This is a genomic window from Neorhizobium sp. T6_25 (assembly GCF_002968555.1).
Classification (GTDB): domain Bacteria; phylum Pseudomonadota; class Alphaproteobacteria; order Rhizobiales; family Rhizobiaceae; genus Neorhizobium.
This window is the reverse complement of record NZ_PVBL01000007.1, coordinates 261,234-287,278: the sequence shown is the minus strand read 5'-3', so window position 1 is coordinate 287,278 and position 26,045 is coordinate 261,234. Positions and strand designations below refer to the sequence as shown.

Genomic DNA, 26,045 nt, shown 5'->3' with positions numbered 1-26,045 from the left:
CCCTCACCCCGCCCGATCCGCCGCCAATCACGAAGAGATCATAGTCATAGGCGGTCATGGTATTCTCCTTGAGAGCAGGCGGCTGGATGTGGCTCACATATAGGGATGAGAGGCCCCAAAGGAAAAGCCCGGATTGCTCCGGGCTTCCTTAAAATTCGACGGGCCGACGATGCTATCAGGGTTTCGGCGCGGGTGCCGGGGCCGGAGCCGGCTTGGCAGCCGGGGCAGCGGGCTTTGCCGGAGCGGTGGCGGCCGGAGCAGCGGGCTTGGCCGCAGGCGCAGCAGCGGGCTTGGCCGGGGCCGGCGGAGTGGCAGGCTTTGCCGGTGCGGGTGCTGCGGCCTGTGCTTCCGCCGGAGCCGGATCGACGACCGGCGCCTGGATCGGGTTTGCGTCGATGATGCCGCGCAGCTTTTCCGAGCTGTGGTTGGTCAGGTCGCGGGAAATCCCGTTGGCCCAGATTTCAGCAGCCTTGGTCAGTTCACGGCTGACGAGCGGCTGGTTGGTCAGCAGCTTCTTGCCGGTCTCGGTGTTGAAGAAGGTGGAAATCGACTTCAGTTCATCGACCGAGAAGCTCTTGGCATAAATGGTCGCCGCTTCCTTTTCGAGATCGGCACGGCGCGGTGCCAGCACGAGCGCCTGCTCGTCGACGACGTTGGAGATCTGGCCCTGGAAGTTCGGGGAGGCCTGGATGAACTGGGCCTTCAGACGCTCTGCCAAGTTGGGCAGGATGTTGTCGTAACGATCCGTGACGTTGAGCGACGCGATCGCATCGCGCGCAGCGGCAAGCTGGGCTTCCGAAACTTCCTGCGCGCGAGCCGATACCGTGAAGGCGCCGGAGAAGAGGATGGCCACAGCGGCGGCACGGCCGAAAAGCGCGAATCTGATCATGAGTTGGTTGCTCCTAGTTTATTTCGCCTCAAGCGTCCGCGCTCCAGCCTCACCGGCAATGATCGCTAAGGACGCCATATGAATGAACAGCCCGTGTTCCACGACACCGGGAATGAAATTAAGCTCCGCCGACAGTGCGTCTGCATCAGGAATGCGGCCAAAAGATGCGTCGAAAATGTAGTGGCCGCCATCTGTCGTGAAGACTTCAGCCCCCGATTTGCGCAGCTTCAATTCACCGGTCAATCCTAACCGGGAAGCGGCCTTTTCGATGGCAATCCGGGTGGCCGTCTGGCCGAAGGGATTGATCTCGATCGGCAACGGATAGGCTCCGAGCGTATCGACCAGCTTGCTTTCGTCGGCAATCACGATCATGCGGGCAGAAGCCGCGGCGACGATCTTTTCACGCAGCAATGCGCCGCCGCCGCCCTTGATCAGGGTCAGGTTGGCATCGACCTCATCGGCACCGTCGATCGTCAGATCAAGTTCCGGAACCTCTTCGAGCGATTTCAGCGGAATGCCGAGTTCGACGCAAAGCCTCGCGGTGCGCTCGGATGTCGGCACGCCTTCGACCTTGAAGCCGCCGTGGACCTTTTCGGCGAGTAGCCTGACGAATTCGTCCGCCGTCGAACCGGTGCCGATACCCAGCCTCATGCCGTCCTCGACATAGGCCAGTGCCGCTTGCGCCGCCTTGACTTTCATTTCCCGGGCGTCCATCCGCCAAAAGCTCCCCGCTGTTTTCGCCGACCCGCTGTTTACACGCCTCTCCGCGCAAACGAAAGTCCCCTCGCGGCGGGTTTTACGAAGGGCCGCGAATCTCGCATATTTGCTTTTCACGGCAGCATTGCTTAATCCGGGGCATCTCCCGAACGACGCTCACGAGGTTCCATTGACCGCTCCACTCGTCATTTTCGACCTCGACGGCACGCTGATCGACACCGCGCCGGATCTTATCGACAGCCTCAACTATACGATCGAGGACGAAGGTCTACAGCCGGTGACCTTCGAGGACCTCACCCATCTCGTCGGCCAAGGCGTGCGCGTGATGATCCGCCGCGCGTTCGAACTTCGCAGGGTTCCGCTCGACGAGCCGACGGCGGCCAGGCTGTTCGATCGCTATATGGAGCACTACGAGGCGGAGATGCCGGGCAGAAGCCGCCCCTATGACGGCGTCGCCGCGTGTCTCGATCGCCTGTCGGCAGCCGGGATGCGGCTCGCGGTCTGTACCAACAAGTCCGAACGGCTCGCCTTCCCGCTTCTCGAAAAGCTCGGCCTTTTGGATCGCTTCGTCGCGATGACCTGCGGCGATACCTTCGCCGTCCGCAAGCCGGATGCCCGGCACATTTTCGGCACGATCGAACGGGCTGGCGGAAATCCGGCGACAAGCGTCATGATCGGCGACAGCGTCAACGATATCCTTGCCGCACAGAATGCCGGCATCGCCTCCATCGCCGTGACCTTCGGTTATTCCGACGTCGCAGTCGATACGCTCAACCCCGATCGGGTGATCAGCGGTTATGACGAGCTGACCGTGGGTATGGTGGAAACGCTGATTTCCGCCGACGTGACGCGGCTGGCGGCTGCCAAATAAAAAGCGGCCCGGAGGCCGCCTTCTTCTGCAATCCGAAACTCATCCTCAGCTCAAAGCTCAGCTCTGGGCCGCCCGTACCTTGGTGGTTGCCACGAAAGCCTTCACCGTCGCATCGTCGCGGCCGTAGACGTCGTCGAAATACTCGACCTTGCCGTCCTTGTTCGGCCAGGCGGTGAAATAGGCGACGTAGACCGGGATCCTGACCGGCACCTTGGCGGCGACGTTCTCGCCGGCGGCGATCCGTCCGTTCACGTCGTCGATCGTGGTGCCGAGTACGGCGGCCGCCATCTTGCGCGGTTCGGCAAGACGTACGCAGCCGTGGCTCAGCGCCCGCATGTCTCGCTGGAAGAAGCTCTTCGAGGGCGTGTCGTGCATGTAGATCGCGTGGCTGTTCGGGAACAGAATCTTCAGGTCGCCGAGCGCGTTGTCACCCGACGGCGGCTGACGCACGGAGATCTTCTCGGTAGAGCCGAACCAGTTGATGCTGCTAGACGGGACCGCCCTGCCGCCGACCGACACCTCATAACCCATCCGGTCGAGGTAGCTCGGATCCTGGCGCAGGTGCGGCAGCATCTCGTTGATGATGATCGACTGGGGCACGCCCCAATAGGGGTTGAACTCGACGGTTTCGATTTCGTCCTGGAAGAAATAGGTCTGGTTGGACTTGCTGCCGACCACGACGCGCATCGCGAACTGTTCGGCACCACGGTCATGGTAATAGACCGTGAAGGCCGGCTGGTTGATGAAGACGTAACGCTGGCCGAGATCGTCCGGCAGCCAGCGCGCCTGCTCCATGGCGACTTCGACCTTCTCGATCTTGTCCTTCGACGTATGGCCGACCATCTTGCGCACCGTCGCATTGCCGATGACGCCATCGGCCTTGAGACCGACTTCCGCCTGGAAGGACTTTACGACGTCGACGAGTTCCGGCGTGTAGTCAGGGGTCTGCTGATAGGCCGCCAGCGTCGCAGCATGCTTGGTCTTCAGCGCTTCCGAGCCGGTGTGCTGGATGGCGGCGATGATGCTCGCCATATCGGCGCTGCTCTTGCCCGGCTTCAGGAGAATGTCGCTCGGCAGCGAGATCTGCGGACCGTCATTGGCCGCTGCGGCGCGCAGCGTTGCAAGCTCGGCCTTCAGCGCTTGGAATTGAGGGCTCTGCGGCGCGAGGCCTTCGAGGTAGGCCGCCACATCGGTACCGGTCTGCGCGAAAGGCAGGACGAGCGGGAGCTTGACGTCCTTGCGCTTGAAGTCGTGGTAACCGGACACCTTGTTCGGGTCGATGCGGCCACGCATCATGTCCTGCGCGAAGGTCAGCACCTTTTCCGACAGCGCCAGCTCGAACTGCATCAGCGCGCGATCGTGGCTGTCGGCGGCGGAAACCGGTGCAGATGCCGTTGCGGAGACATTGATGGGGGTTGCAGCATCCGTCGGCGCCGCGACGCTTGCAGTGGTCAGCGCCGGGACCGGCAGGATGTAGTCGGCCGGTTCGAGCCCGTATTCGCCGGCCCGCTCGAAGAGCGACAGTACGCCCCTCGCCTTCTCGTTGACGTCGCCAGCGGTAACCCAGAGAGGCTCCGCGGCCTTGCTGTAGAAGGCTTCGAGCGCGGTCGCAATTTCCGCCGGCGCCGAAACCTTGCCCTCGGCGATGAGGCGCGTGCCGTCCGTCGCGGACGCTGCAGCGAAGGCGGTCGTCTTCACGGCCCGCTCGGCATCCGGCTTGTAGGTGTAATATCGAGGACCGGAGACTTTCGGCAGCGGCTCGGGATCGGCGAGGCTGCGCTCGGTCGGCATGCCGGAATTGCCGCCGACGCCCGGCAGGCCGTTATCGTGCCGCCCTGCCCGTTCCGCGCCGGGACCGCCGCGCAAGAGATCGAGAAGTGTTACGGCATGTGCGGGAACGGCCGCACCGGTAAACATCGAGATGCCGGAGACGAGCGCCAGAGCGATCGAAGTTCTTTTGTGTTTGTGCTGCAATGTCGTCCCCGTCACCTGCATCCGCGTCTTGATCCGCGGGCTCGAATATATATCACGCCATCTAACCGATCGCGTGAGGGATGGAAAGAAACGCCCGAGCGGCCGGCGGGTTTCGGCTCCGCCGGAAACAGCATCGGTGCGCAGCCGGAAGGTTAAGAAACTATTCGTTAAATTTTTACTGACGACCACCGACAAGCACCCGGCCAGAGGGCGGATTCCGCTGTATAATTCCGCTGTCCGTGTCATAAAAGGCACGACGAAAGCCTGCCAAAAAGCCTGTTCGGCCGGCTTGCGGACGTTCACCAATCGTATAGTAATGCCGCCGGCCGGCCCCGACGCGGTAACGCGTTGTTGATCTTTCAAGACACCGGCAGCGACCACGAGCAAAAAGAGGCAGCGAAGATGGCATCGACCCGCACCGAAACCGATACGTTTGGCCCGATCGACGTGGCGAGCGACCGTTATTGGGGGGCTCAGGCGCAACGCTCGCTCGGCAACTTCAAGATCGGCTGGGAAAAACAACCGCTCGCGGTCGTGCGTGCGCTCGGCATCGTCAAGCAGGCTGCCGCCCGCGCCAATATGGAACTGGGCGGCCTTGACGCCTCGATCGGCAAGGTCATCGTCGAAGCGGCCCAGGAAGTCATCGACGGCAAGCTCGACGACCATTTCCCGCTGGTCGTCTGGCAGACCGGTTCCGGCACCCAGTCGAACATGAACGCCAACGAGGTGATCTCCAACCGCGCGATCGAAATGCTCGGCGGCGTGATGGGCTCCAAGAAGCCCGTGCATCCAAACGACCACGTCAACATGAGCCAGTCGTCGAACGATACCTATCCGACGGCCATGCACATCGCCTGCGTCGAAACCATCGTACGCCACCTGATCCCGTCGCTGAAGCACCTGCACGAAGCACTGGAAGTGAAGGTCAAGGCCTTCTCCCACATCATCAAGATCGGCCGCACCCACACGCAGGATGCCACCCCGCTGACGCTCGGCCAGGAATTCTCCGGTTATGCGGCGCAGGTCGGCTCGGCGATCGCCAATATCGAACTGACGCTGCCGGCGCTTTCCAAGCTCGCTCAGGGCGGCACGGCGGTCGGCACCGGCCTCAACGCCCCGGTCGGCTTTGCCGAAAAGGTCGCCGAGGAGATCTCGAAGATCACCGGTCTGCCCTTCGTCACGGCCCCCAACAAGTTCGAAGCACTCGCCTCGCACGACTCGATGGTTTTTGCGCACGGCGCGATCAACGCCGCTGCCGCCGCTCTCTTCAAGATCGCCAACGACATCCGCTTCCTGGGCTCCGGCCCGCGTGCGGGCCTTGGCGAACTGTCGCTGCCGGAAAACGAGCCGGGTTCGTCGATCATGCCAGGCAAGGTCAACCCGACCCAGTCGGAAGCGCTCACCCAGGTCTGCGCCCACATCTTTGGAAACCATGCGGCTCTTACCTTCGCCGGCAGCCAGGGGCATTTCGAGCTCAACGTCTACAATCCGATGATGGCCTACAATTTCCTGCAGTCGGTGCAGCTGCTCGGCGACGCCGCGGTCTCCTTCACCGACAATTGCGTGGTCGGCATCGAAGCCCGGGAAGACAATATCAGACGCGGCGTGGAAAACTCGCTGATGCTGGTCACCGCCCTCAACACCAGGCTCGGCTACGACATCTGCGCCAAGATCGCCAAGACCGCCCATAAGAACGGCACGACGCTTCGGGAAGAAGCGGTCGGCGGTGGATACCTGACGAACGAGGAGTTCGACCAGTATGTCCGCCCCGAAAACATGATCGGCCCTAAATAATCCGATCCGCTCGACACTATAACAAACAAGCCCGCCTCTCGCGTGGCGGGCTTTCTCTTGCGATCAATCCGAAATGATTAATTCCGACAATACATCAACTTCCTAGGGCTGAATATCTTTTCGGGCTCAAAGTCTGAAAACCCATTACTTTTGATGGGAAATCGAGCATTTCAGAAATGCGAAATAAATTTAAGAACAAGCTCTTCAGCTCGCACCCCTTAATTCTTTTCCAACATTTTTCACATACTACTGCGTTTAATAGCATACAGGTGGGATCTAGTGGGGATCGTCGATGACGACGGCAACGGCGCCGAGAGCGCAATCTAGCGATCTGATCGGCCAGATCATCTATGCGGTGCGATCGATGGGCGTCGCGCCGATCCCTCGCAATTATCAGCTTTTCTACGAGGCCTATATCGGTTCCAATCCCGATCTGACCCGTGATCTGGCCGCGCTCGGAAGCCGTGCCACGCAGGAGGAGCTGGACGCGCTTTCGCATCGCTATCTTGGTACCGGCCAGGTGGCGGTCATCGAAGACGCCCATACCAGGCTTCTGGGCGAACTCGACGCGCTCCTGAAACTGTTGCGTCAGGAACAGAGCTCGCTCGAGAGCTACGGCAAACTGCTTGGAGAAACCGCCCAGCGGATCAATTCCAAGAGCAATTTTTCCAACGACCTGCTGACCAGCGCGCTGGCGCTCTTGAGCGAGGCGACGGGCAGCACCATGGCGCATGGCGAAAAGACCGTCGGCGGCGTCGTCCAGCGCTCGCAGGAAATGGACCAGGTCCGCCGCGAACTCGATGAATACAAGCGTATCGCCAACACCGATTCACTGACCCGGATCGCCAACCGCCGGGCCTTCGACGAGCGCCTCGCGACGACTTACGACAATACGGCCCTGCTGCCGGTCACCGCACTGGTGCTGGCCGATATCGACAACTTCAAGAAGATCAACGACAGCTACGGCCATCCGGTCGGCGACAAGATCCTCGCGACGGTCGCTTCCGTGATCCGCTCCAACGTCCGCAAGGATGTCTTCGTCGCCCGCTCCGGCGGCGAGGAATTCGCGATCATCGTCGAAGGCAACACGCCGGAAGAGGTGACGATCATCTGCGAGCGGGTTCGCCGCGCGCTGGAAACCCGCATCTTCCGCAATTCGCGCTCCGGCATCGACTACGGCCCGGTCACCATTTCTCTCGGCTTTGCGATGGCCTCGCAGGCGAGCGATCCCGGCGAACTCTACGCCAATGCCGATACGGCCCTCTACAACGCCAAGAACTCCGGCCGGAACCGCTCGGTCTTCTTCGATGACAGCATGAAGAAGGACTATGTCGGCAAGAGCTGGCTGATCTACAGGAAGTAGAATTCCCTCAGTTGCAGGCCGAGATGCCTGTGGCGCCGGCGATGGCCAGCAGTTCCGGGCGGTATTCGAAATGCATGGTGTCGTAGTGATACCAGCGACCGCCCCAGATAAAGCCATGGCGCTCGAACGCCGCGACGATCTTCATCGGAAAGCGGTTCTTGTAGTTCGGGACGTTGCCGGGTTTGCCTCCCGACCAAAGCCAGTAATCGGCGTATTTCGTGTTGAGATCGATCGCCGCCCCAAAACTGTGGACCGAGAGATTGGTCTGCCCTGCAACCTTGCGCCAGTTGAAGACGCCGGCCGACGGGGTCAGGTAGGTTTTCAGGCCCGGGTCGGCGGCAAGCTCGTCCCGGACGGCGGAGAGCGCCTTGTCTACCCCGTTACGGCTGGTGACTCGCAACGTCTCGCCGAACCATGCGACCGGCACGAGGCTCGACTGCACGGCATTGGCGCTTGCGCCATAAAGGCGCTTCATCAATTCGTCGCTGCGGATGCGGCCCGGATCGGAATCGACCGGCGGGCGGTATTCGCACGAGCCGGGCCGATACGCCTGAGACAGGCTGTCCTCGACATCGCCCTCGGCCAGCATTTGCGCATGGCTGCGCCTGATCCCGTCGTCGATCGGAATCGGGGCCCCCTCCTTCATGATCAGCCTGCCGTCGCGGCTGGCCTCGATCATGTCGGGATAGGCCTTCACGAGGGCCGCGATCTTCTCCTCCAGGCGCAATTCGTGCGCCTCGCCCGGGCCACAGACGAGGGCCGACAGCATCACGGCTGCCGCCCGGAGGAACGGCCTGTCAGTAGACCAGGACATTGACGTAATCGCCGCGAGGCCCTCGAAAGATCTGCACGTTGATCATGACATTCCCGCGCACGACGGCGTTGCGGGCGGCCCGATCGATGGTGCCGCGGCTGATCATGCGCTCGACGAGTTCCCGATTGCCGGCATCGTCGAAGAAGCTGTCGCTCTGGTCGCCGCGCTGCGAGACGCCGAAGCGATGAAAATTTGCGCGGTCCTGGCGGACGATCTGCCAGGGCTCCTGCAGGCGCACATTGTTGGAATTGTACAGGTCGTCCTCGCCGATGAAGGCCGTATATTCCTCGATCAACTGGTCGGCCCGCGCCGCTTGGGCGCCGAACATCGTCGCAGCCAGGACCACCGCCGCAAAGCCGGTTCCAAACTTCATAAAATCCCCCGTGCCCGTCCCCTGTGGCGGGTCGATTCGATTGTCGCCTCGAGCGCTGGAAATGTCCATGAGGACGCCGACTTAGGACGTCTTCTTCACGAAGAAAACGCCGGCGCGGCGTCTACCACATGGTCTTGGCGGCGCGCTCCGGCCATTCCCGGTCATAGGTCTCCTTGTCGAAGTCGGCCTTGGCCGCCTTCAGCAGCGTTCCGGGCGTCGGCAGGCTCTTCGGATCGACGAAATGCTCCGGGTTCCAGAGTTCGGCGCGCATCAGGGCGCGGGCGCACTGGAAATAGACCTCGTTCACGGTGATCACCGTCACGCTGCGCGGATGCCGGCCGTCCATCTCGAAGCTTTCGAGCAGCGCGGGCTCCACCGAGATCACGGCGCGGCCGTTGACGCGCATCGTCGTGTTCGAGCCGGGCACCAGGAACATCAAAGCCACGCGCGGGTCGCGCACGATATTGATCAGCGAATCGATGCGGTTGTTGCCGCGCCAGTCGGGCAGAAGCAGCGTCGAATCGTCCTGAATACGCACCGCCCCGCCGAGATCGCCGCGCGGCGAGCAGTCGAGCCCTTCCGGCCCCACGGTCGCGAATGCGAGGAAAGGCGAGGCCTCGATCATCTGCCGATATTCCGGGGTCAGCGTCTTCGTCACCTTGGCGAGCGAAGCTTCCGAGACGCCGTCATAGATCGCCTTCAGTTCCTCGACGGATGTGATGATGGTCATGGTTCGCCCCTTCGATATCGGCGGGCCTTAGCCCGCGCGGGCGACACTATGATGACGCCCCCTGTGGATCAAGCAGCGGCGTCGTTGCCGGGCTTGGCGGCGATGGAGGTTTCACGCAGCGGCCGGCGATCGTTGGTCAGGAAGGCGGCAATGGTCTCGATCACGCCGCGGTCGCTGACGATGCGGCGATGCCCGAGCCCGTTCGCCCATTCGAGCCGTGCCGTGGCGAGCCCCTCGAAACGGCGGGCGTGGTCGGCCGCGACCTCCTTGTCCTCCTCGGCATGCACGACCAGCAGGGGCGTCCCCAACCGCGCGGCGCTTGCCACCGTGTCGAAGTCGTCGAGCGAGGCGCCGGCTACCTTCTCCGCCCGCCGGATCAGCAGCGCCTTGACACGCTGCGGCAGGCCGACCATCCGCGAAAAATCGTCGAACAGCCAATGGATATGGCTCGGCGCTCCGATAACCACCAGCTTCGAGGGAGAGATCGAGCCGGCTTGCCTCATCACCCCGCCGGCGGCGAGCATCATGCTCGCACCGCCGAACGAATGACCGACGGCCGCATCGAAATGCCCGAACCGGTTCTCCGCCGCAACGATCGCCTCGACGGCCTGGCGCATGTTGAGGCTGCGGCCGCTGGAAAGCCCATGGCCGGGAAAATCGAGCACCACGACCTCGGCGCCGTTTTCGGCCAGGCCCGCCGGCAGCGCGGCGATATAGGCGGCATTGGAGCCCCAGCCGTGCACGACCAGGTAACGGGGCCGGCCGGGCTTGCCGTCACCGTTGAAGCGATAGGCCATCACCGTCGAGCTTCCGACAGTGAGCGGGATCTTCTGGGCCGCCGAGAGCCGCTCCAGCCCCTCATTCTCCATCGCCCTCGCCTTACCGCCCCTGGGACGGCGCGAGGGCGTCAGGCAGAAGAGCCGAAAGGCGAGCCCGGCTGCGGTATTGGGGAAAGGCCGCCCCATGGCGGCAAATCCGAAACGGATGACCTTGAGTGCAAAGGATGGCATAGTGAGAAAACCCAATAATGTTCAATCATGAACAATAAAGTACAACAATGAACAAAAATCAATCCCTCCCCTGGGATCATCCGCGTTTTCGCAGTTGGATTGCCGTTGCCCGCGCCTGCCAGTTGATGCAAACAGTGCTGACCCGCGAGCTCACCGAACTCGACATCAAGCCTCCGCATCTCGATATCCTGATCAATCTCTACCGGTTCGAGGGGATCTCCCAGCAGGAGCTCGCCCACAAACTGCTGGTGGGGCGTTCCAACATGAGCATGGCGCTGCCGCAGATGGAAAAGCGCGGGCTGATCGAGCGGCGCGGCGATACGAAGGACAAGCGCGTGCTGCGCCTCTACCTGACCCGGGAAGGCCGCTCGGTGACGGAAAAGGCGATGGCGATCCAGACGGCGCTGATCGAGCGGACGCTCTCCTCCGAGCCGCTGGATCAATGCATGGCGATGGCGGAGTCCATGGAGCGGCTGATCGTCACCCTGCAGTCGGAGATCCGCGAGGACAGCCGCGAACCGGTGTGATCACCGCGTCCGTTGCGGCGGATCGCGCGACAGACCCTTTTCGGCCAGATCGCGCTCATAGTCCGCAAACAGCTGAGCGCCGCGCTCGCCGAGTTCGCGCAAATACGGCCAGGTGAAGATGCCGCTGTCATGGCCGTCGTCGAAACGGATCCGCACCGCGTAATTGCCGGCCGGTGCGATCGCTTCGATCCCGACGTTGCGCTTGCCGGGCACGGTGACCTTCTGGCCGGGTCCATGCCCCTGCACTTCCGCCGAAGGCGACAGCACCCGCATCGTTTCGGCCGGCAGTGGGAACGCCGCGCCGTCGCTGAAGGTGACGTTCAGCGTGTGGCGGTCTTTGGAGACCCTAAGTTCCGTCGGCCAGATGTCGCTCATGCTTTTCAGGCTCCCGATTGTCATATGCCTGGCGGAGGATTATGAGCTACGGCGTTTCGCCGCAAGCGGTTTTGCGTCCGTCGCTGTACTATCTGGATCGATGTCATACACTTGACGCGACGGCTCGAAACACCCACTTTCCGGGTAAGGGAGATTATCACGTGAACAGTTTCGCAGGACCGGTCGGAGGAGCAGCCCCGATCATCGCCGACCAGGCGCCGATGATCGATCCGTTCGGCCGGGCGGTCACCTATCTGCGCGTCTCGGTCACCGACCGCTGCGATTTCCGCTGCACCTATTGCATGGCGGAAAACATGACCTTCCTGCCGAAAAAGGACCTGCTGACTCTGGAAGAGCTCAACCGGCTCTGTTCCGCCTTCATTTCCAAGGGCGTCCGCAAGATCCGCCTCACGGGCGGCGAGCCGCTGGTGCGCAAGAACATCATGTTTCTGGTGCGCGAGCTCGGCCAGCACGTCAAGGCCGGCGCTCTCGACGAACTGACGCTGACCACCAACGGGTCGCAGCTGGCAAAATATGCCGACGAGCTCTATGACAGCGGCGTGCGCCGCATCAATGTCTCGCTCGACACGCTGAACCCCGAGAAATTCAAGGCGATCACCCGCTGGGGGGATTTTCACAAGGTCATGGAAGGCATCGACGCCGCCCAGAAGGCCGGGCTGAAGATCAAGCTGAATGCCGTGGCGCTAAAGGAATTCAACGAATTCGAAATCGTCGACATGCTGCGTTTCGCGCATGGCCGCGGCATGGACATGACGGTGATCGAGACCATGCCAATGGGCGAGATCGACGAGGACCGCACCGACCAGTATCTGCCGCTCTCCAAGCTGCGCGCCGATCTCGAAGAACAGTTCACGCTGACCGAGATTCCCTACAAGACCGGCGGCCCCGCCCGCTATGTCGAAGTGAAGGAAACCGGCGGCCGCTTGGGCTTCATCACGCCGATGACCCATAATTTCTGCGAGAGCTGCAACCGCGTGCGTCTCACCTGCACCGGCACGCTCTACATGTGCCTCGGCCAGAACGACGCGGCCGACCTGCGCACCGCGCTGCGCGCCTCCGAAAACGACGGCTACCTGTCGGCCGCGATCGACGAAGCGATCACCCGCAAGCCCAAGGGCCACGATTTCATCATCGATCGCACCCACAAACGCCCCGCCGTCGCCCGCCACATGAGCGTCACCGGCGGTTAGGGTCATGGACAAGCCCAGCCCCGTTCGTTAGTTTGTCGGGAAAATCGGCTTCGCGAAGGCATCCATGACAATATCGATCAAAATCGATGACGATCTGGAGGACCGACTCCAGAAACTGGCGACATCCAGGCAGCAGTCGCCGGACGGCATCATGCGGGAAGCCATCCAGCAATATGTCGAGCGCGAAGAGGCCCGTGAAGATTTCAGGCAGGAGGCCCTGACGTCGTGGGACGACTACAGGGAGACCGGCCTGCACCTCACCGGCGACGAACTCCGCACATGGCTGACCACCTGGGGCACCGATGCTGAAACGGAGCCACCGGAGTGCCACAAGTAATCATTACCCGCCGAGCGGTAATGGGTATCGAACGCTGTCGAGCGTTTCTGAAGAAGGCTGGCATCCAGACTGTTCGTCGCGCCAGCGAGGCGATAGACAGGCAAATCACTCTATTGGAGATATCTCCCGAAATCGGCCGTCCTTTTCTGGATGACGGCCGGTTACGTGAGCAGCTCATCCCCTTTGGCGATTCCGGCTACGTCGCCCTCTATCGTTACGAACCCGAGGGCGATGCAGTCTATGTCCTGGCATTTCGGCACCAGAAGGAAGCCGGCTACTAAATTGGGCAGAGCCCACTGCTGGCCCGGCACCTCCTCCTAAAGTCCTGCTGATCGAAACGCTGTCGCACACCACCCGTTTCCTGACACCCAAGAAAAAAGCCGGAACTCTCGTCCCGGCTTTCGAAGCATATGAGACGGAGCCTCTCAGGCCGCATCGCTGCGGCGGAAGCCTCCCCGGCGTTCGTTGGCGCCGGCACGGAAGTTGACGTTCGGATCGCGCGTCTTGAAGCGCTCGATCTTCTCGGACAGCGTCTCCACACGTTGGCGCAGGCCGTGGATCTCGGCGTTGTTTTCCTCGACCATCGCCGCGTTGCGCTGGGTGATCAGCTCGACCTCCTGCACCGCCTTGGTGACTTCGTTGATGCCGGTCGACTGCTCGCCGGTCGCCGCCGAAATCTGGGACACCAGTTTGCGAACGTCGGTGATGTGCGTGATGATCTCGGTGAGTGCCGTACCGGTCTCCTCGACGAGTTGCACGCCGTTGCTGACCTGTTTCGAGCTGGCCGAAATGAGGCCCTTGATTTCGCGGGCAGCACCGGCGCAACGCTGCGCCAGTTCGCGGACTTCCTGGGCGACGACCGCAAAGCCGCGGCCCGCCTCGCCGGCACGGGCTGCCTCGACGCCGGCATTCAGCGCCAGCAGGTTGGTCTGGAAGGCGATCTCGTCGATAACCCCGATGATGGTCGCGATCTTTTCGGAAGAGCGGCTGATCTCGCCCATGGCGTCAACCGCGCGGGATACGACCTCGCCGGAGCGGACCGCGAAATCTTCCGTCTCGTTGACCGAGACGGATGTTTGTTTGGCGCTTTCGGCCGTCGAGCGGACGATCTCGCTCAGATGGCGCAATGCGCGCGAGCTCTGTTCGAGCGCTGCCGCCTGCTGTTCCGTGCGGCGGGCAAGATCGTCCGCCGAAGCGGCGAGATTGCCGGTGCCGCCGTCGATTTCTTCCGCGGTCGAGCGCACGTCGGCGAGCGTGGCACGGAGCGCCTCGACAGCCTGGTTGTAAGTGCGCGCCATCTCGATGAAGTCTTCCGGCAGGTTTTCGTCCATGCTGCGCTCGAGGTCGCCCTCGGCAAGTTTGCCGAGCATGTCGTTGAGTGCGGTCAGTGCCTGGCGCTGTTCGCCGGCAATGCGGGCACGCTCGGAGGCGCGGCGCTCGGACTCGGCGGTCGAGAGCTCGCGGGCTGTAGCGGCATCCTGCTCGAGACGGACATTTTCGACCGCGGCATCGCGGAAGACGGTGACCGAGCGAACCATGTCGCCGATTTCGTCGCCCCGTTCGCGGCCTTCGATCTTGACCTCGAGATCGCCGTCTGCGAGCCGCTTCATCACTTCCGTGACACGACGCAGCGGGCCGCGCAGCGTTTCCACCAGCATCAGGCCGCCGGCAATGGCAAGCAGCGTGCCGACCACCATGGCGATGAGCGAAAACTGGGCAGAACGTTCGCTGTCTTCCTTGCCGACCTCCTGCGCCTGGGCCACGAAATTCTTGAGGCCGACCATGCCACCCGTCAGAGTTTCGCCGGCGGCGGCGCGCGCCTTTTTCCAGTCGGCGGCAATGGACAGAAGCTTGGCGGTATCCTCCTCGATCGATTTCAGGCGGGGCTGAAGCGTCGTCGAGAACTCGCGCATGGCGGGATTTCTGGCGAGTTCGGACACTTCCGCGCTGGCAGCCTTCAGCTTTGCCATGACGTCAAGGACGACCTTGCGCGCGTCCTCCGTCTGGTTGGCGCGCAGCCGCTCGACGTAGAGCTGCATGGCGTCGATCAGGCGCAGCGATTCGGCGCTGCGGTCGAGAAGCGTGCGCAGGCTCGCGACCTCGCCCTCGATGCTGGCGAAACGGCTGGCCGCGTTGCCGGCCTTGCTGGTGACTTCCGCCTCCATTTTCGCCTGCAATTTCTCCATGCCGGCAACGGTGTCACGTACCGCCTTCGCCTTTTCCGGAACCTCCTGATTGCCCTTGATGGTGGCGGCAAGCGCGCTGATCGCGTCATTGATCGGCTTCAGCTGCTTGATGCCGTTCGGGGTGAGGAAGGCCTGAACCTCCTGGAACGTCTTGTCCAGAATGCCGAGATACATGTCGGCGGTGCTGATCGCACCGTCGTCCGTGCCGGTCTCCTTGACGGAATTGCGAAGCTCGCCGAGCTGTTCGGCGATCGCCTTGTAGGCATAAGCTTCCAGAACCATGCCCTTGGCGAACTTTTCCTTGCCTTCGAACTGCTTGCGGACGTTGGCAACCTGATCGGAAACCCCTGTCGCGACGGTGCGGACATTGTCAATACTGTCGTCGAGCGCTGCGGCGTTTTCGTCGCGCCTCTGCTTGATCTTCCAGAGCGTGTCCGTCTCGGTGCGCATCTTCGGCGCGAGGCCGGTGACAACGGCGATACGTTCGCGGTCCCCGGCCGTCACGAGCAGCCCGCCGAGCACGCGGACGCCGCTCTCCTGCTTGTCGATCGCAGCCTTCAAGGCCGCAAGCGATGCATTGTCGGGCTTGCCGTTGAATTCCTGGAGGACCGCCTGGAGATTTTCAAAGTCGCCGATGTTTTCGATTGTCGCACGCGTCACGGTCATATGGCCGTTCAGCATGCTGGCAGTATAATAGCCGGCAAGACCGACGCCGGCGATCAAGAGCACCAGCGGGATGACGAAAAGAAGGACCTTGGTGACGATCCTGCGGCTCTGAAGAAGACGATCGATGAAAGACATTTTTCCCCCAACTGCAAACCAGATGCGGCTTTCGCGTCTGCGGCATCGCGAAACGGCAACGGCACGATCCCAGCTTCATGCGGGAATGAATGGATTCACAATCGTCAAATTCGGTTGAACAACGGTTAATCCGGGACCCTTACATTTCGTTTTATTACACTGTATCGGATATCGGGATTCACCGGCCTGCCCAAAAGAGTACCGCCCGGGCGGCAATCGGGCTGGCGACGCGTAAGCCGTTGCTTTAAGAGACCGGTTACCGGAGGAATCTCGCAGATGGCATGGTCTGAAAATTCGCGCGGCGCACTGTTCATGTCGCTCGCCATGGCGGCTTTCACCTGCAACGACGCGCTGGTCAAGTCGGTCACCCCGGAGCTCAGCATCCCCCAGATCATGGCAGTACGCGGCGTCATGGCGACACTGCTGATCTACTGTGTGGCGCGCTACATGGGCGTGACCCTGTCGGTCAAGGCGGTCATGCATCCGCTGGTGCTGCTGCGCACTTTCTTCGAGCTCGGCGCCACCCTGACCTTCCTCTCCGCACTTGCCCATATCGAGTTCGCCGCCATTTCGTCGATCATGCAGGCCTTGCCGCTTGCCGTAACGCTGGGGGCGGCCCTTTTCCTCAGCGAGCCCGTCGGCTGGCGGCGCTGGACGGCGATCGGCATCGGCTTCCTCGGCGTGCTCATCATCATTCGCCCGGGCCCGGAAGGCTTCACGCCGGCAGCCCTGCTCGCCGTCATCGCCTGCTGTTTTACGGCATGTCGCGACCTCACCACCAAGCGCATCCAGGCGGATATCCCTTCGTTGACGGTGACGCTCTTCACCTCCCTCGCCAACACGGTTCTCGGGGCAATCCTGATCGTGCCGATGGGCGGATGGCAGCCGGTCAGCACCTATGCGCTGGGACATCTGGCGATTGCTTCCGTGCTGGTCTTCGCGGGCTACCAGGCGGTCATCCAGTCGATGCGGACGGGCGAGATCTCCTTTATCGCACCTTTCCGCTATACCGGCCTGCTCTGGGCTCTGGTCATCGGCATTTTCGCTTTCGGCGAGCGTCCGGACGCCTATATGCTCGTGGGCGCGACAGTCGTTATCGGTTCCGGCCTTTATACTTTCTATCGCGAGCGCAAGCGGCAGAGCATTGCCACCGACAAGGCAGCCGCCGCCCCGCCGGCCTGAGAACGAGCCGGATTGAAAGGGCCGAAAGGCAGGCGTGAAAGGACAAGACGACGTGCAGCAAAGCCGATTTCTGGATAGACGAACCCCGCCCCATATCCTGACGCTCGTCGTCTGCGCCGGACTTGGCGCCCTCTCGCTCAACGTCTTCCTGCCGTCGCTTTCCGCCATGGCAATCCATTTCGGCACCGACTACGCCGTCATGCAGCTCGCCGTCTCCGGTTATATTGCCGGCACCGCCTTGCTGCAGCTGGTGCTCGGTCCGCTTTCCGACCTTTTCGGCCGCCGCCGCGTGATGATCGGCAGCATCCTGATCATGCTGATCGGCACGGTGATCTGCCTGATGGCCGCAAACGTCACCGTCTTCATGATCGGAAGGCTGCTGCAGACCGCAGTGGTCGCCGGTTTCGTCCTGCCGCGCGCGATCATCCGCGATACGGTGCCGATGGAGAGCGCCGCCTCGATGATCGCCTATGTGACCATGGGCATGTCGCTGGTGCCGATGATCAGTCCGACGATCGGCGGCGTGCTCAACGACATGTTCGGCTGGGAGGCGAATTTCGCCTTGATGCTCGGCCTCGGCCTGTTGACCCTGACGCTCGTCTTTACCGACCTGGGAGAGACGAACCACGCGCCGGCCGCCAGCTTCACCGCCCAATTCCGCAGCTGGCCGGACCTTTTCCGCTCGCGGCGCTTCTGGGGCTATACGTTTACCTCCACCTTTTCGTCGGGCGTGTTCTTCTCGTTCCTCGGCGGCGCGCCCTTCGTCGGCACGGCGATCTATCATCTGTCGCCGACCATGCTCGGTGTGCAGTTCTTTCTGATCGCGGCCGGCTACATGGTCGGCAACTTCATTTCGGGCCGCTATACCCGCCGGTTCGGCACGATGACCATGATGATCTCCGGCAGCCTGGTCAGCCTTGTCGGCGTTCTCATCACCATCGGGTTCCTCGTCGCGGAAGCGCCCTGGCCGCTCGCCTTTTTCGCGCCTCTTGCACTGACCGGCGTCGGCAACGGCCTCACCCTGCCGAGCTCCAATGCCGGCATCGTCAGCGTGCGGCCGCACCTCGCCGGCTCCGCTTCCGGCCTCGGCGGCGCGATCACCGTCGGCGGCGGCGCCGCGCTGTCGACCCTTGCCGCGGCGTTACTCAAGGAAGAGAGCGGCGCGATGCCGCTTCTCGTCGTCATGGGCGTCACGACCATCCTGGCGCTCGTCGCCACCGCCTATGTCCGGCAGATCGACCGCCGCGAAGGCGCGATCCCGACGAAGGATGAGGACTGATGACCGGGACCTCCGCTCTCCCCATCCGGCCTCCGGGCCTGGTCCTTGCTGGCGGCAAATCGAGCCGCATGGGCACAGACAAGGCTTTTCTCACCATCGGCAGCGACACGATCCTCGGCCATGTGGTGCGGCGACTCCTGCCCCAAGTCTCGGAAATCACCCTCAACGCGCCGATAGGCTTCCCCGACCCGCTCGGTTTGCGCCTGCTGCCGGATTTGGTTCCCGGCCAGATCGGCCCGCTTGCCGGCGTGCTCGCCGGCCTGCGCGACGTCCAGGCGCGCGGCCTTCAAGCAACCCACCTCCTCACCGTCCCCTCCGACAGTCCCTTCGTACCCGCCGATCTCGCGCGCCGGCTCAAGGCTGACGCGGACGATCCGGATGCGATCGTCATCGCCGCCTCCGACGGCCGCGATCATCCGGTCTTCGGGCTCTGGCCGGTTTCCATCACCAGTGATTTGGAAACCTGGCTCTCCGACCCCGACAACCAGCGGATCAAGGCGTTCCTCGAACGTCACCATACGGTGATCGTCGAATTCCCGATGGTCGGAACGCCGCGAGGGCTGCTTGATCCCTTCTTCAACATCAACACGCCCGAGGATCTTCAAGAGGCGCGTCGTTTCGCCGAGGAGCTTTCATGACCCCTCCCCGCGTCTTCGGCATTTCCGGCTGGAAAAATTCCGGCAAGACGGGCCTGGCGGTGCGGCTGGTGGCGGAATTCACCCGCCGCGGCTATGAAATCTCGACGATCAAGCACGCGCACCACGATTTCGACATAGACAAGGTGGGGGCCGATTCCTTCCGCCACCGGCAGGCCGGTGCCCACGAAGTGGCGATCGTTTCCGGCACCCGCTTTGCGATCATGCACGAGTTGCGCGGCGCGCCGGAACCGAGCTTCGAGGAAATCCTCTCCCGCCTCGCCCCCTGCGATCTGGTGCTGATCGAGGGCTACAAACGCGAGCCCGTCCCGAAGATCGAGGCCCGCCGCCTCGAGGCGAGCAACCGCGAACCGCTGGCGCCGAGCGATCCCCACATCGTCGCGATTGCCGCCGACCACCCCGTCCCGGATGCCACCATCCCCGTCTTCGACCTCGACGATACGAAAGCGATCGCCGATTTCATCGCACAGGTGACGGGACTTCCCCACAAATAAAAAAGCCGCCGGATCGCTCCGGCGGCTTTGGTTTCAGGTGCCTGAACCTCACTGGTTCGAAGCGACCGGTTTGACCAGCGGCGTGATGCGGCGCACCGTCACGCGGCGGTTTTCCTGTTCGGGACCGTCGGTGCGGACCTTGAGGTAACGTTCGCCGTAGCCTTGCGTCGCCAGGTTTTCGGGCGGGATGCCGAATGCGTCCGTCAGCACCCGGGCAACGCTTTCAGCGCGTTCGTCGGAGAGGACGAGATTGCTGTCATCGGCACCGACGGCATCCGTATGACCTTCGATCAGGAAGGTTTCGGAAGGATCCCGCTTGAGGACCTTGCTGATCGCGTCTGCGACCTTGCGCAGCGAACTCGCCTGGTTCATCGGGATTTCGGCACTGCCGGTGGCAAACGTGACCGTATCCAGGTCGATACGCGGCACCTTGTCACGGATGCGGGCGGAGTAGCGCACTTCGTCCATCGAATAGACCCGCTCGACCCGCTCGACCGGCGGCTGTTCCAGGAACTCGTAATAATCCCGGTCCGGCTCGGTCGAAGTGTCGATGATGTAGTTGTCGAGCGGCACACTCAGCCGCATCGGCGGCAGGTCGTCACCCGGGTCGCGCCAGACGTAGTCTCGGCCGCGGCGGTTATCCATCAGCTCCGGCGAATAGTAGAGGACGTATTCCTCGCCGCCCCTGACGATACGCGAGCGCTGGACGATCTCGCCATAGCTGTTGCGGACGGTGACGATCCGCGTACCGTCGTCGCGCACGATGACTTCGCGCACCCGACCGTCGCGGAGCTGTTCGTATTGCGGCGCCCGATCGCGATCATTGTAGAAACGACGGCTGTCGTCATGGCGAACCACGGTCTGGTTGTCGATCGAGATGATCACGCGGCCGCCATCGCGGTCGCGACCGCCGTTACGGTCACGGCTGCCGCCGAGGCCCGCTGCGTCGCGGAAATCCCAGCCGCCGGGCCGTTCGAACTGCGGACGCTGGTCGAGGCGCTGGCCGCGCTCTTCGGACAGCTGACGAAATCCCTGCTGCTGCGCGCTGGTGGCACGCGTGCCGGCCTGAGCCTCTGCATCGGATTTCGGCGGCGCAAGCTGCTGCTGGTCGGCCTGCTGCGGAGCTTGGCGGCGCGGACGCTCTCCATCCCGCGGCGGACGTGCAGAGGGCGCCTCCTTGGCGCTGTCGAGCACGGCTGCCCCGTTTTGAACGGGCAGTACGACCTGCTCGCCGCTCTTGGCCGCAGCCGGATCCTTCGCAAGTTCCTTGGCGCGTTCGACCTGCTGAGGCGTGGTCGCCGTCTGGGGCGCGGTCGGCTGGGTGCCCGGCTGGGCTCCGGTCGCCTGCTGGCCCTGCGGCACCACTGGCTGTCCTTCGGTGGTCTGACGGCGCGGTGCCTCGCCGGCAGGCGGCTGGCCCGGAGCGGCCTGGCCATTTACCGGCGGCTGCTGGTTGCGCCTGTCCTGCGCGGTTCCTGTGCCCGGAGCCTGTCCGGGGACTTGACCCGGCGCTTGGCCGGTTGCGTTGCCGCGAGCCGGATTTTCAGGCGCTGCTCCCGGAGCCGTGGCGCGATCGGTAGCCGGCGGCTGTGTCGGCTTTGGTGTTTCGGCCTGCTTTTCAGCGGGAGCTGCCTTGGGCTGCTGGGCATTGCCGCTGGCCGGCTTTTCAGGTGTCGCTTCCGGCGTCGCGGCGCGATTGGTGGCAGGCGGCTGCGGCTTGGGGGTTTCGGCCTGCTTCTCGGTCGGAGCTGCCTTCGGCTGCTGGGCGTCGCGGCGCACGGGTGCCTCAGGTGCTGCTTCCGGGGTTGCGGCGCGATTGGTTGCCGGCCGTTCCGGCTTCGGCGTTTCGGCCTGCTTTTCTGCAGGAGCTGCCTTCGGCTGCTGGGCTTCCCTTGCGGCCGGTGGCTCGGCCTGGGGTGTCGCCTGCTCGCGCTGGCGGCGCGGCTGGGCGTCGTTTCCGCCTTGACCCTGGCCGGTCTCCTGCTGCTGACGGCGCGGACGCTCCTGCGCGGGCGCCTCGGCTGCCGGACGCTCGGCCTGCGGAGCCTGGCGAGGTGCTGCTTCGCGTGGGGCAGCCTCACGCGGGGCGGCTTCCGGCTCGGCCTTGCGCTGGCGCTGCGGCTGTTCCTGCTGTTGGGCCTGGGGCGGTGCCTGCGGCCGTTCGGCCTGCGGAGCCTGCTTTTGCTCCTCCTGCGGCTTGCGGCGCGGACGCCCCTCGCCTTCCTGCCCTTCCGGAGGGACGATGATCTGCTGCTGGACTTCGACGACGCCCGGCATCTGGGCGGCCTCAACGGCGGGTCTCGTCTCCATAGCGGGTTTCAAGGGGACAGCACCGGCCGGCTGAAGCATCAGCGGCAGCGACACGAAAGGTGCTGCGACACTGGCGAACAGTCTGAATTTTTTCGACATGGACATTTCCTCTTCTAGGGTGTGATCCCTTTCATGCGCGTCCTTTATTGCCTTTTTCGGCGGACTTACGCGGCGGCTCAACTGTATTGCACCAAAATGGTTCCGTTGCAGCCTGTTGCGGATGGCCTGAACCTCGCATGAATGTGTTGTTCATCAGCTGGTGGCAACCAGACGTGCACGTAAAATGCCGTTGCAATTTTTCCCGAGCAGGTATCTAAAAATCCACTCGGAGCCCGCCTGTACGCGTGCCCCGTCTCCCTGCGGCCGAAAAAGACCAACACCGCAGGTTGCCAACAGAGAGGATCAAAATGAACATCTCCACCCGATTCCTTGCTGCCGCCTCGATCGCCGCCCTGTCGCTTTTCGCTGGTTCGGCGATGGCTCAGGAGAAACTCGTGATCGGCACCGAAGGCGCTTACCCGCCCTTCAACAACCTGGAAGCCAACGGTCAGCTCACCGGTTTCGACGTCGATATCGCCAAGGCGCTCTGCGACGAGATGAAGGTCACCTGCACCTTCGTCACCAATGACTGGGACGGCATCATTCCGGCGCTGCAATCGAAGAAATTCGATGCGATCATTGCTTCCATGTCGATTACCCCCGAGCGGAAGGAGCAGGTCACCTTCTCGAAGAAATACTACAACACGCCGCCGGCCATCGCCGTCCCCAAGGATTCGCCAATCAAGGAAGCGACCGCCGCCGGCCTCAAGGGCAAGACGATGGGCGCGCAGGGCTCCACCACCCATTCGAACTATGCCGAAAAGCATATGCCCGACTCGGAACTGAAGCTGTATCCCACAGCTGACGAATACAAGCTCGACATCACCAACGGCCGTATCGATGCCGTCATCGACGATATCGTCGTGCTGTCGCAGTGGATCAAGTCGGATGCCGGCAAGTGCTGCAAGATCCTGTCGCCGCTGCCGATCGACGTCGAGATCAACGGCGAAGGTGCGGGCATTGCGGTCCGCAAGGGCGAAACGGCGCTTGCCGACAAGTTCTCGGCCGCCATCGTCGCGATCCGCGCCAACGGCAAGTACAAGGCCATCAACGACAAGTATTTCGATTTCGACGCCTACGGCCAGTAATCGACCGGAGAACCCGGTTACCGCGCGGCGGGAGGCTTGCCCTTCCGCCGTTTTTCTTTTTAATGGCGTAACACAAGACAAAAGCGGCACACAAAAAGGCCGCAGGGGAAAACGACCTTATGAGCGGATTCTTTTCCGCCCTCTTTTCGGCGCTTGATCCGCTTTGCGGGCCTGTCGGGCTTTTTTCACTCTTCGGTTCCGGTAGCATCGTTGCCTGCGGCGAGGCCGGGTGGGGCGACGAGATCGCCTTCGGCGTCAAGGTGACGATCACGCTCGCCCTCGCCACCCTGCCCGTCGGGCTGGTCATCGGCTTCCTGATCGCGCTTGCGGCGCAGTCCGAGGACAAGCTGCTGAGGCTTGCGGCCGGCATCTACACGACGATCTTCCGCGGCCTGCCGGAACTGCTGACCCTGTTCATCGTCTATTACGGCCTGCAGATCCTCATCCAGGCCGTGCTCGCCTCCTTCGGATATGCCGGGCGCGTCGAGATCAACGCCTTCATTGCCGGCATGGCGGCGCTCGCCGTCGTCTTCTCCTCCTATTCCTCCGAGGTCATGCTGTCGGCGTTCAGGGCGATCCCGCGTGGCCAGTACGAGGCAGGCGATGCGCTCGGCCTCCACCGCTCGCGCACCATGCTTCTCGTCATCCTGCCGCAGCTCATCCGCATCGCGCTGCCCGGCCTTACCAATCTCTGGCTGATCCTGCTCAAGGACACGTCCTATGTGTCGGTGATCGGGCTTGCCGACATCCTGCGCCAGACCGGCATTGCGGCGCGGGTCAGCAAGGAAGCCTTCTTTTTCTACGGCATCGCCTGCCTGCTCTATCTGATCCTCGCGATGATCTCGTCCGTCGGCCTCGGCTTCGTCGAGCGCTGGGCGAAACGTTCGGAGGGGCATCGATGAGCTACGCCAAGGAACTAATCCCGCCCCGCGCGCCTCCGGCCCTGATCGACAAACCGCTGGCGCCGGCACGCATTGCCGGCATCGTCGTGCTGGTGGTCTGGGCGGCCCTTGCGATCGCGCTCGCCTTCATGATGATCAACGGCTGGAACGAGGACAAATTCCAGCGCTACGGCCCGCGTTACCTCCACGGCCTCTGGACCACCATCTCGCTGGTCGGCCTCGCCGTCGTCCTCGGTGCCGTCCTGTCGGCGCCGATCGCCTTTGCACGGATGTCGAGTAACAAGGCGCTGAACGCCGTCGCCTATGCCTATGTCTACGTGTTTCGAAGCACGCCGCTGCTCGCCCAGCTCTTTCTGATCTATTACGGGCTCGGCAGCTTCCGCCCGCAGCTGGAATCCGTCGGCCTCTGGTGGTTTTTTCGCGAGGCCTGGTATTGCGGCCTTTTTTCGCTGACGCTCAACACCGCCGCCTATCAGGCGGAGATCCTGCGCGGCGCGATCGAAAGCGTGCCGCGCGGCCAGCACGAGGGCGCGGCAGCACTCGGCCTTTCGAAACGCAACGCCTTCCGCAAGGTCATCCTGCCCCAGGCGCTGATCGTCGCACTGCGCCCTTACGGCAACGAGATCGTGCTTCTGATCAAGGGATCGGCCGTCGTCGCGATCGTCACCGTCTACGACCTGATGGGCGAGACGCGTTATGCCTTCTCCCGCACGTTCGATTACCAGAGCTATCTATGGGCGGCGATCTTCTATCTCGCCATCGTCGAAGCGCTGCGGCACCTCTGGGCCTTCATCGAGGCGCGGCTGACGCGCCATCTGAAGCGTTAGCAGCACTCGGAAATCATAGCTGCTAACATACTGAAAATTATCACAAATGTGCTCTTAAGGCGCAATTGTAAAGCTTCGGTTAAACATGGCATGTTCTCCTATCGAATGACGCAACGACGTCAGCTCGAAACAACAAACGGGAACTGCTTGCATGTCTGAAATGGAAATGATGCTGAAAGGCTACGGGCTGACGACCGCCCAGATCTTCTACCGCCTGCCGGACCATCCGGCCCTGCTGCAAAGCTATGTCTGGCAAAACTACGACCTCGCCCCGGACTTCCCCGAGATGAACGGTTTTCTCAAATTCTGGCAGGAGAAGCTCGACGGGCCGCTGCATTCCGTCCGCTATGTCCATCGCAAGCTGATCTCGGCCAGCGAATGGCGGGCCGTAAAGGGCGAGATCATCCTGCACTAAGAAACAGCGGTCTCGCGTTTCAGACGTGCACTTCGCCATGGGCGAATTCGCCGTCGTCCGGCTCGCGATGCACGGCCGAGAACATCACGGCGGCATAAAGGACCGCAACGAGCGCAATCACGCTCCATCCCGGCAGCGGACCGAGTGCTGCATTGTGGACCGCCTCCGACAATGAAAAGACGACATCCGCCTCGGTATCGTTGGGCAGGAGTTTGGGTGTCGAGATCTTCAGAAGCCAAGCCATCAGCAGGATGACGTACATCCAGACGTAATTGCGCCTCACCCGGCGAAACAGTGCTTCGCGATAGCTGATCAGGAAACAGGGATTGCGCAGGCTCGTGGCGATCGCCTGCGCCCAGTCGGGCTTGAGATCCGCCTGCGGATAAAGCGCCTGCGCGAAATAGTGCCGTTCCAGCTTGCGGACCCTTGCGCGGTAGACGTCGAAGAAGCGGTAGCGCCGTGCTTCGATCAGCAGAAGCAGCGAGATCAGCAGCATCGCAAACAGAACCACGCCGTGATGCGACGTCGGCGTCGACAGCGAGACCGACAGCAGCGCCGCCACCACCGTGATCGACCAGTTCGAGGTGCGGTCGATGCGGTCGCGCCAGCTGGTCATCCGCCCGAGTTCGCCGCGGTAATAGTGGATGATCACGTTGGCCTTTTCGGCGGAGGTCATCGGCAGCGACGGCGCGCGCCGCTCGACATTCTGCTCCAGCACGCTCTTGCCCTCGTCCGCTGGCATGACCTTCTCCCGGGGGTGTTACTCAAACAGCCGTTTTGCTTCGACCTTTCAACGAATGAGCACCCGCCGCGTTCCCCTG

25 protein-coding genes and 1 pseudogene are annotated in these 26,045 nt (G+C 62.7%); 15 read left to right on the top strand and 11 right to left on the bottom strand.

Annotated features, from left to right (window positions below; translation table 11 throughout):
* Positions 1-310: 310 nt before the first annotated feature.
* Positions 311-889, bottom strand: a pseudogene (locus tag C5L10_RS12640) (DUF2059 domain-containing protein); the annotation flags it as partial.
* Between the two features lie 18 nt (positions 890-907).
* Positions 908-1,603, bottom strand: a complete 696-nt coding sequence (rpiA, locus tag C5L10_RS12635; RefSeq protein ID WP_105429930.1) for a ribose-5-phosphate isomerase RpiA — start codon at positions 1,601-1,603, stop codon at positions 908-910.
* Between the two features lie 172 nt (positions 1,604-1,775).
* Between rpiA and C5L10_RS12630 the strand changes: the two genes are divergently transcribed.
* The gene (locus C5L10_RS12630) at positions 1,776-2,477 is read left to right on the top strand and encodes an HAD family hydrolase (protein WP_105429929.1); all 702 of its coding nucleotides are present in this window, start codon (positions 1,776-1,778) and stop codon (positions 2,475-2,477) included.
* Positions 2,478-2,534: 57 nt separating this feature from the next.
* On the opposite strand, the gene C5L10_RS12625 is transcribed toward C5L10_RS12630, so the two are convergent.
* Complete coding sequence (locus C5L10_RS12625) at positions 2,535-4,472, bottom strand: L,D-transpeptidase family protein (protein WP_105429928.1); 1,938 nt, start codon at positions 4,470-4,472, stop codon at positions 2,535-2,537.
* Positions 4,473-4,853: 381 nt separating this feature from the next.
* Here C5L10_RS12625 and fumC point away from each other — a divergent pair, with 381 nt between their 5' ends.
* Both fumC and C5L10_RS12615 read left to right on the top strand, forming a co-directional pair.
* A complete protein-coding gene (gene fumC, locus C5L10_RS12620; protein WP_037082413.1) occupies positions 4,854-6,245 on the top strand; it encodes a class II fumarate hydratase in 1,392 nt (463 codons plus the stop codon).
* 292 nt (positions 6,246-6,537) lie between these two features.
* Positions 6,538-7,608, top strand: a complete 1,071-nt coding sequence (locus C5L10_RS12615) for a GGDEF domain-containing protein (protein WP_046669608.1) — start codon at positions 6,538-6,540, stop codon at positions 7,606-7,608.
* A 7-nt stretch (positions 7,609-7,615) separates the two neighbouring features.
* Here the strand turns inward: C5L10_RS12615 and C5L10_RS12610 are convergent, their stop codons facing one another.
* The 4 genes from C5L10_RS12610 to C5L10_RS12595 all read right to left on the bottom strand — a co-directional run bounded on the left by C5L10_RS12610 (position 7,616) and on the right by C5L10_RS12595 (position 10,535).
* On the bottom strand, positions 7,616-8,377 hold the full coding sequence (locus tag C5L10_RS12610) for a M15 family metallopeptidase (RefSeq protein ID WP_245447987.1): 762 nt from the start codon (positions 8,375-8,377) through the stop codon (positions 7,616-7,618).
* Between the two features lie 28 nt (positions 8,378-8,405).
* A complete protein-coding gene (locus tag C5L10_RS12605; protein WP_046669606.1) occupies positions 8,406-8,795 on the bottom strand; it encodes a hypothetical protein in 390 nt (129 codons plus the stop codon).
* A 121-nt stretch (positions 8,796-8,916) separates the two neighbouring features.
* Positions 8,917-9,525 carry a pyridoxamine 5'-phosphate oxidase family protein gene (locus C5L10_RS12600; RefSeq protein WP_105429926.1) on the bottom strand — a complete coding sequence of 203 codons (609 nt, stop codon included), beginning with the start codon at positions 9,523-9,525 and terminating at the stop codon, positions 8,917-8,919.
* A 68-nt stretch (positions 9,526-9,593) separates the two neighbouring features.
* Positions 9,594-10,535, bottom strand: a complete 942-nt coding sequence (locus C5L10_RS12595; protein WP_105429925.1) for an alpha/beta hydrolase — start codon at positions 10,533-10,535, stop codon at positions 9,594-9,596.
* A gap of 47 nt (positions 10,536-10,582) precedes the next feature.
* Here C5L10_RS12595 and C5L10_RS12590 point away from each other — a divergent pair, with 47 nt between their 5' ends.
* Positions 10,583-11,062 carry a MarR family winged helix-turn-helix transcriptional regulator gene (locus C5L10_RS12590; protein ID WP_046606364.1) on the top strand — a complete coding sequence of 160 codons (480 nt, stop codon included), beginning with the start codon at positions 10,583-10,585 and terminating at the stop codon, positions 11,060-11,062.
* On the opposite strand, the gene C5L10_RS12585 is transcribed toward C5L10_RS12590, so the two are convergent.
* On the bottom strand, positions 11,063-11,437 hold the full coding sequence (locus C5L10_RS12585) for a gamma-butyrobetaine hydroxylase-like domain-containing protein (protein WP_105429924.1): 375 nt from the start codon (positions 11,435-11,437) through the stop codon (positions 11,063-11,065).
* Between the two features lie 221 nt (positions 11,438-11,658).
* Here C5L10_RS12585 and moaA point away from each other — a divergent pair, with 221 nt between their 5' ends.
* From moaA to C5L10_RS12570, 3 genes are all read left to right on the top strand, one after another.
* The gene (moaA, locus tag C5L10_RS12580; RefSeq protein WP_371411937.1) at positions 11,659-12,648 is read left to right on the top strand and encodes a GTP 3',8-cyclase MoaA; all 990 of its coding nucleotides are present in this window, start codon (positions 11,659-11,661) and stop codon (positions 12,646-12,648) included.
* 64 nt (positions 12,649-12,712) lie between these two features.
* Positions 12,713-12,985: a CopG family ribbon-helix-helix protein gene (locus C5L10_RS12575; RefSeq protein ID WP_105429922.1), complete on the top strand. Its 273-nt coding sequence runs from the start codon at positions 12,713-12,715 to the stop codon at positions 12,983-12,985.
* A gap of 20 nt (positions 12,986-13,005) precedes the next feature.
* Positions 13,006-13,266, top strand: a complete 261-nt coding sequence (locus C5L10_RS12570; protein WP_245447986.1) for a type II toxin-antitoxin system RelE/ParE family toxin — start codon at positions 13,006-13,008, stop codon at positions 13,264-13,266.
* Between the two features lie 144 nt (positions 13,267-13,410).
* Here the strand turns inward: C5L10_RS12570 and C5L10_RS12565 are convergent, their stop codons facing one another.
* Positions 13,411-15,972: a methyl-accepting chemotaxis protein gene (locus C5L10_RS12565; RefSeq protein ID WP_105429920.1), complete on the bottom strand. Its 2,562-nt coding sequence runs from the start codon at positions 15,970-15,972 to the stop codon at positions 13,411-13,413.
* 276 nt (positions 15,973-16,248) lie between these two features.
* On the opposite strand from C5L10_RS12565, the gene C5L10_RS12560 reads away from it, so the two are divergent.
* Genes C5L10_RS12560 through mobB form a run of 4 tightly spaced genes read left to right on the top strand, consistent with a single transcriptional unit; the run spans position 16,249 to position 19,583 of the window.
* Positions 16,249-17,154 (top strand): DMT family transporter, encoded by a 906-nt coding sequence (locus tag C5L10_RS12560; protein WP_105429919.1) that lies wholly within the window; start codon positions 16,249-16,251, stop codon positions 17,152-17,154.
* A 52-nt stretch (positions 17,155-17,206) separates the two neighbouring features.
* The gene (locus C5L10_RS12555; RefSeq protein ID WP_105429958.1) at positions 17,207-18,433 is read left to right on the top strand and encodes a multidrug effflux MFS transporter; all 1,227 of its coding nucleotides are present in this window, start codon (positions 17,207-17,209) and stop codon (positions 18,431-18,433) included.
* Positions 18,433-19,071, top strand: coding sequence for a molybdenum cofactor guanylyltransferase MobA (gene mobA, locus C5L10_RS12550; protein ID WP_105429918.1), 639 nt, complete (start codon positions 18,433-18,435; stop codon positions 19,069-19,071). The genes C5L10_RS12555 and mobA overlap by 1 nt, the downstream gene beginning before the upstream one ends.
* Positions 19,068-19,583 (top strand): molybdopterin-guanine dinucleotide biosynthesis protein B, encoded by a 516-nt coding sequence (gene mobB, locus C5L10_RS12545; RefSeq protein ID WP_105429917.1) that lies wholly within the window; start codon positions 19,068-19,070, stop codon positions 19,581-19,583. The genes mobA and mobB overlap by 4 nt, the downstream gene beginning before the upstream one ends.
* 48 nt (positions 19,584-19,631) lie before the next feature.
* Here the strand turns inward: mobB and C5L10_RS12540 are convergent, their stop codons facing one another.
* A complete protein-coding gene (locus C5L10_RS12540; protein ID WP_105429916.1) occupies positions 19,632-21,992 on the bottom strand; it encodes an OmpA family protein in 2,361 nt (786 codons plus the stop codon).
* Positions 21,993-22,300: 308 nt separating this feature from the next.
* Here C5L10_RS12540 and C5L10_RS12535 point away from each other — a divergent pair, with 308 nt between their 5' ends.
* The 4 genes from C5L10_RS12535 to C5L10_RS12520 all read left to right on the top strand — a co-directional run bounded on the left by C5L10_RS12535 (position 22,301) and on the right by C5L10_RS12520 (position 25,224).
* Positions 22,301-23,080 carry an ABC transporter substrate-binding protein gene (locus C5L10_RS12535; protein ID WP_046669572.1) on the top strand — a complete coding sequence of 260 codons (780 nt, stop codon included), beginning with the start codon at positions 22,301-22,303 and terminating at the stop codon, positions 23,078-23,080.
* A 119-nt stretch (positions 23,081-23,199) separates the two neighbouring features.
* On the top strand, positions 23,200-23,982 hold the full coding sequence (locus C5L10_RS12530) for an ABC transporter permease (protein ID WP_046637643.1): 783 nt from the start codon (positions 23,200-23,202) through the stop codon (positions 23,980-23,982).
* On the top strand, positions 23,979-24,809 hold the full coding sequence (locus C5L10_RS12525) for an ABC transporter permease (protein ID WP_105429915.1): 831 nt from the start codon (positions 23,979-23,981) through the stop codon (positions 24,807-24,809). Before C5L10_RS12530 ends, C5L10_RS12525 begins: the two co-directional genes overlap by 4 nt.
* Positions 24,810-24,960: 151 nt before the next feature.
* Positions 24,961-25,224: an usg protein gene (locus tag C5L10_RS12520; protein WP_007764766.1), complete on the top strand. Its 264-nt coding sequence runs from the start codon at positions 24,961-24,963 to the stop codon at positions 25,222-25,224.
* 19 nt (positions 25,225-25,243) lie between these two features.
* On the opposite strand, the gene C5L10_RS12515 is transcribed toward C5L10_RS12520, so the two are convergent.
* On the bottom strand, positions 25,244-25,966 hold the full coding sequence (locus C5L10_RS12515) for a DUF2270 domain-containing protein (protein WP_105429914.1): 723 nt from the start codon (positions 25,964-25,966) through the stop codon (positions 25,244-25,246).
* Between the last annotated feature and the right edge of the window lie 79 nt (positions 25,967-26,045).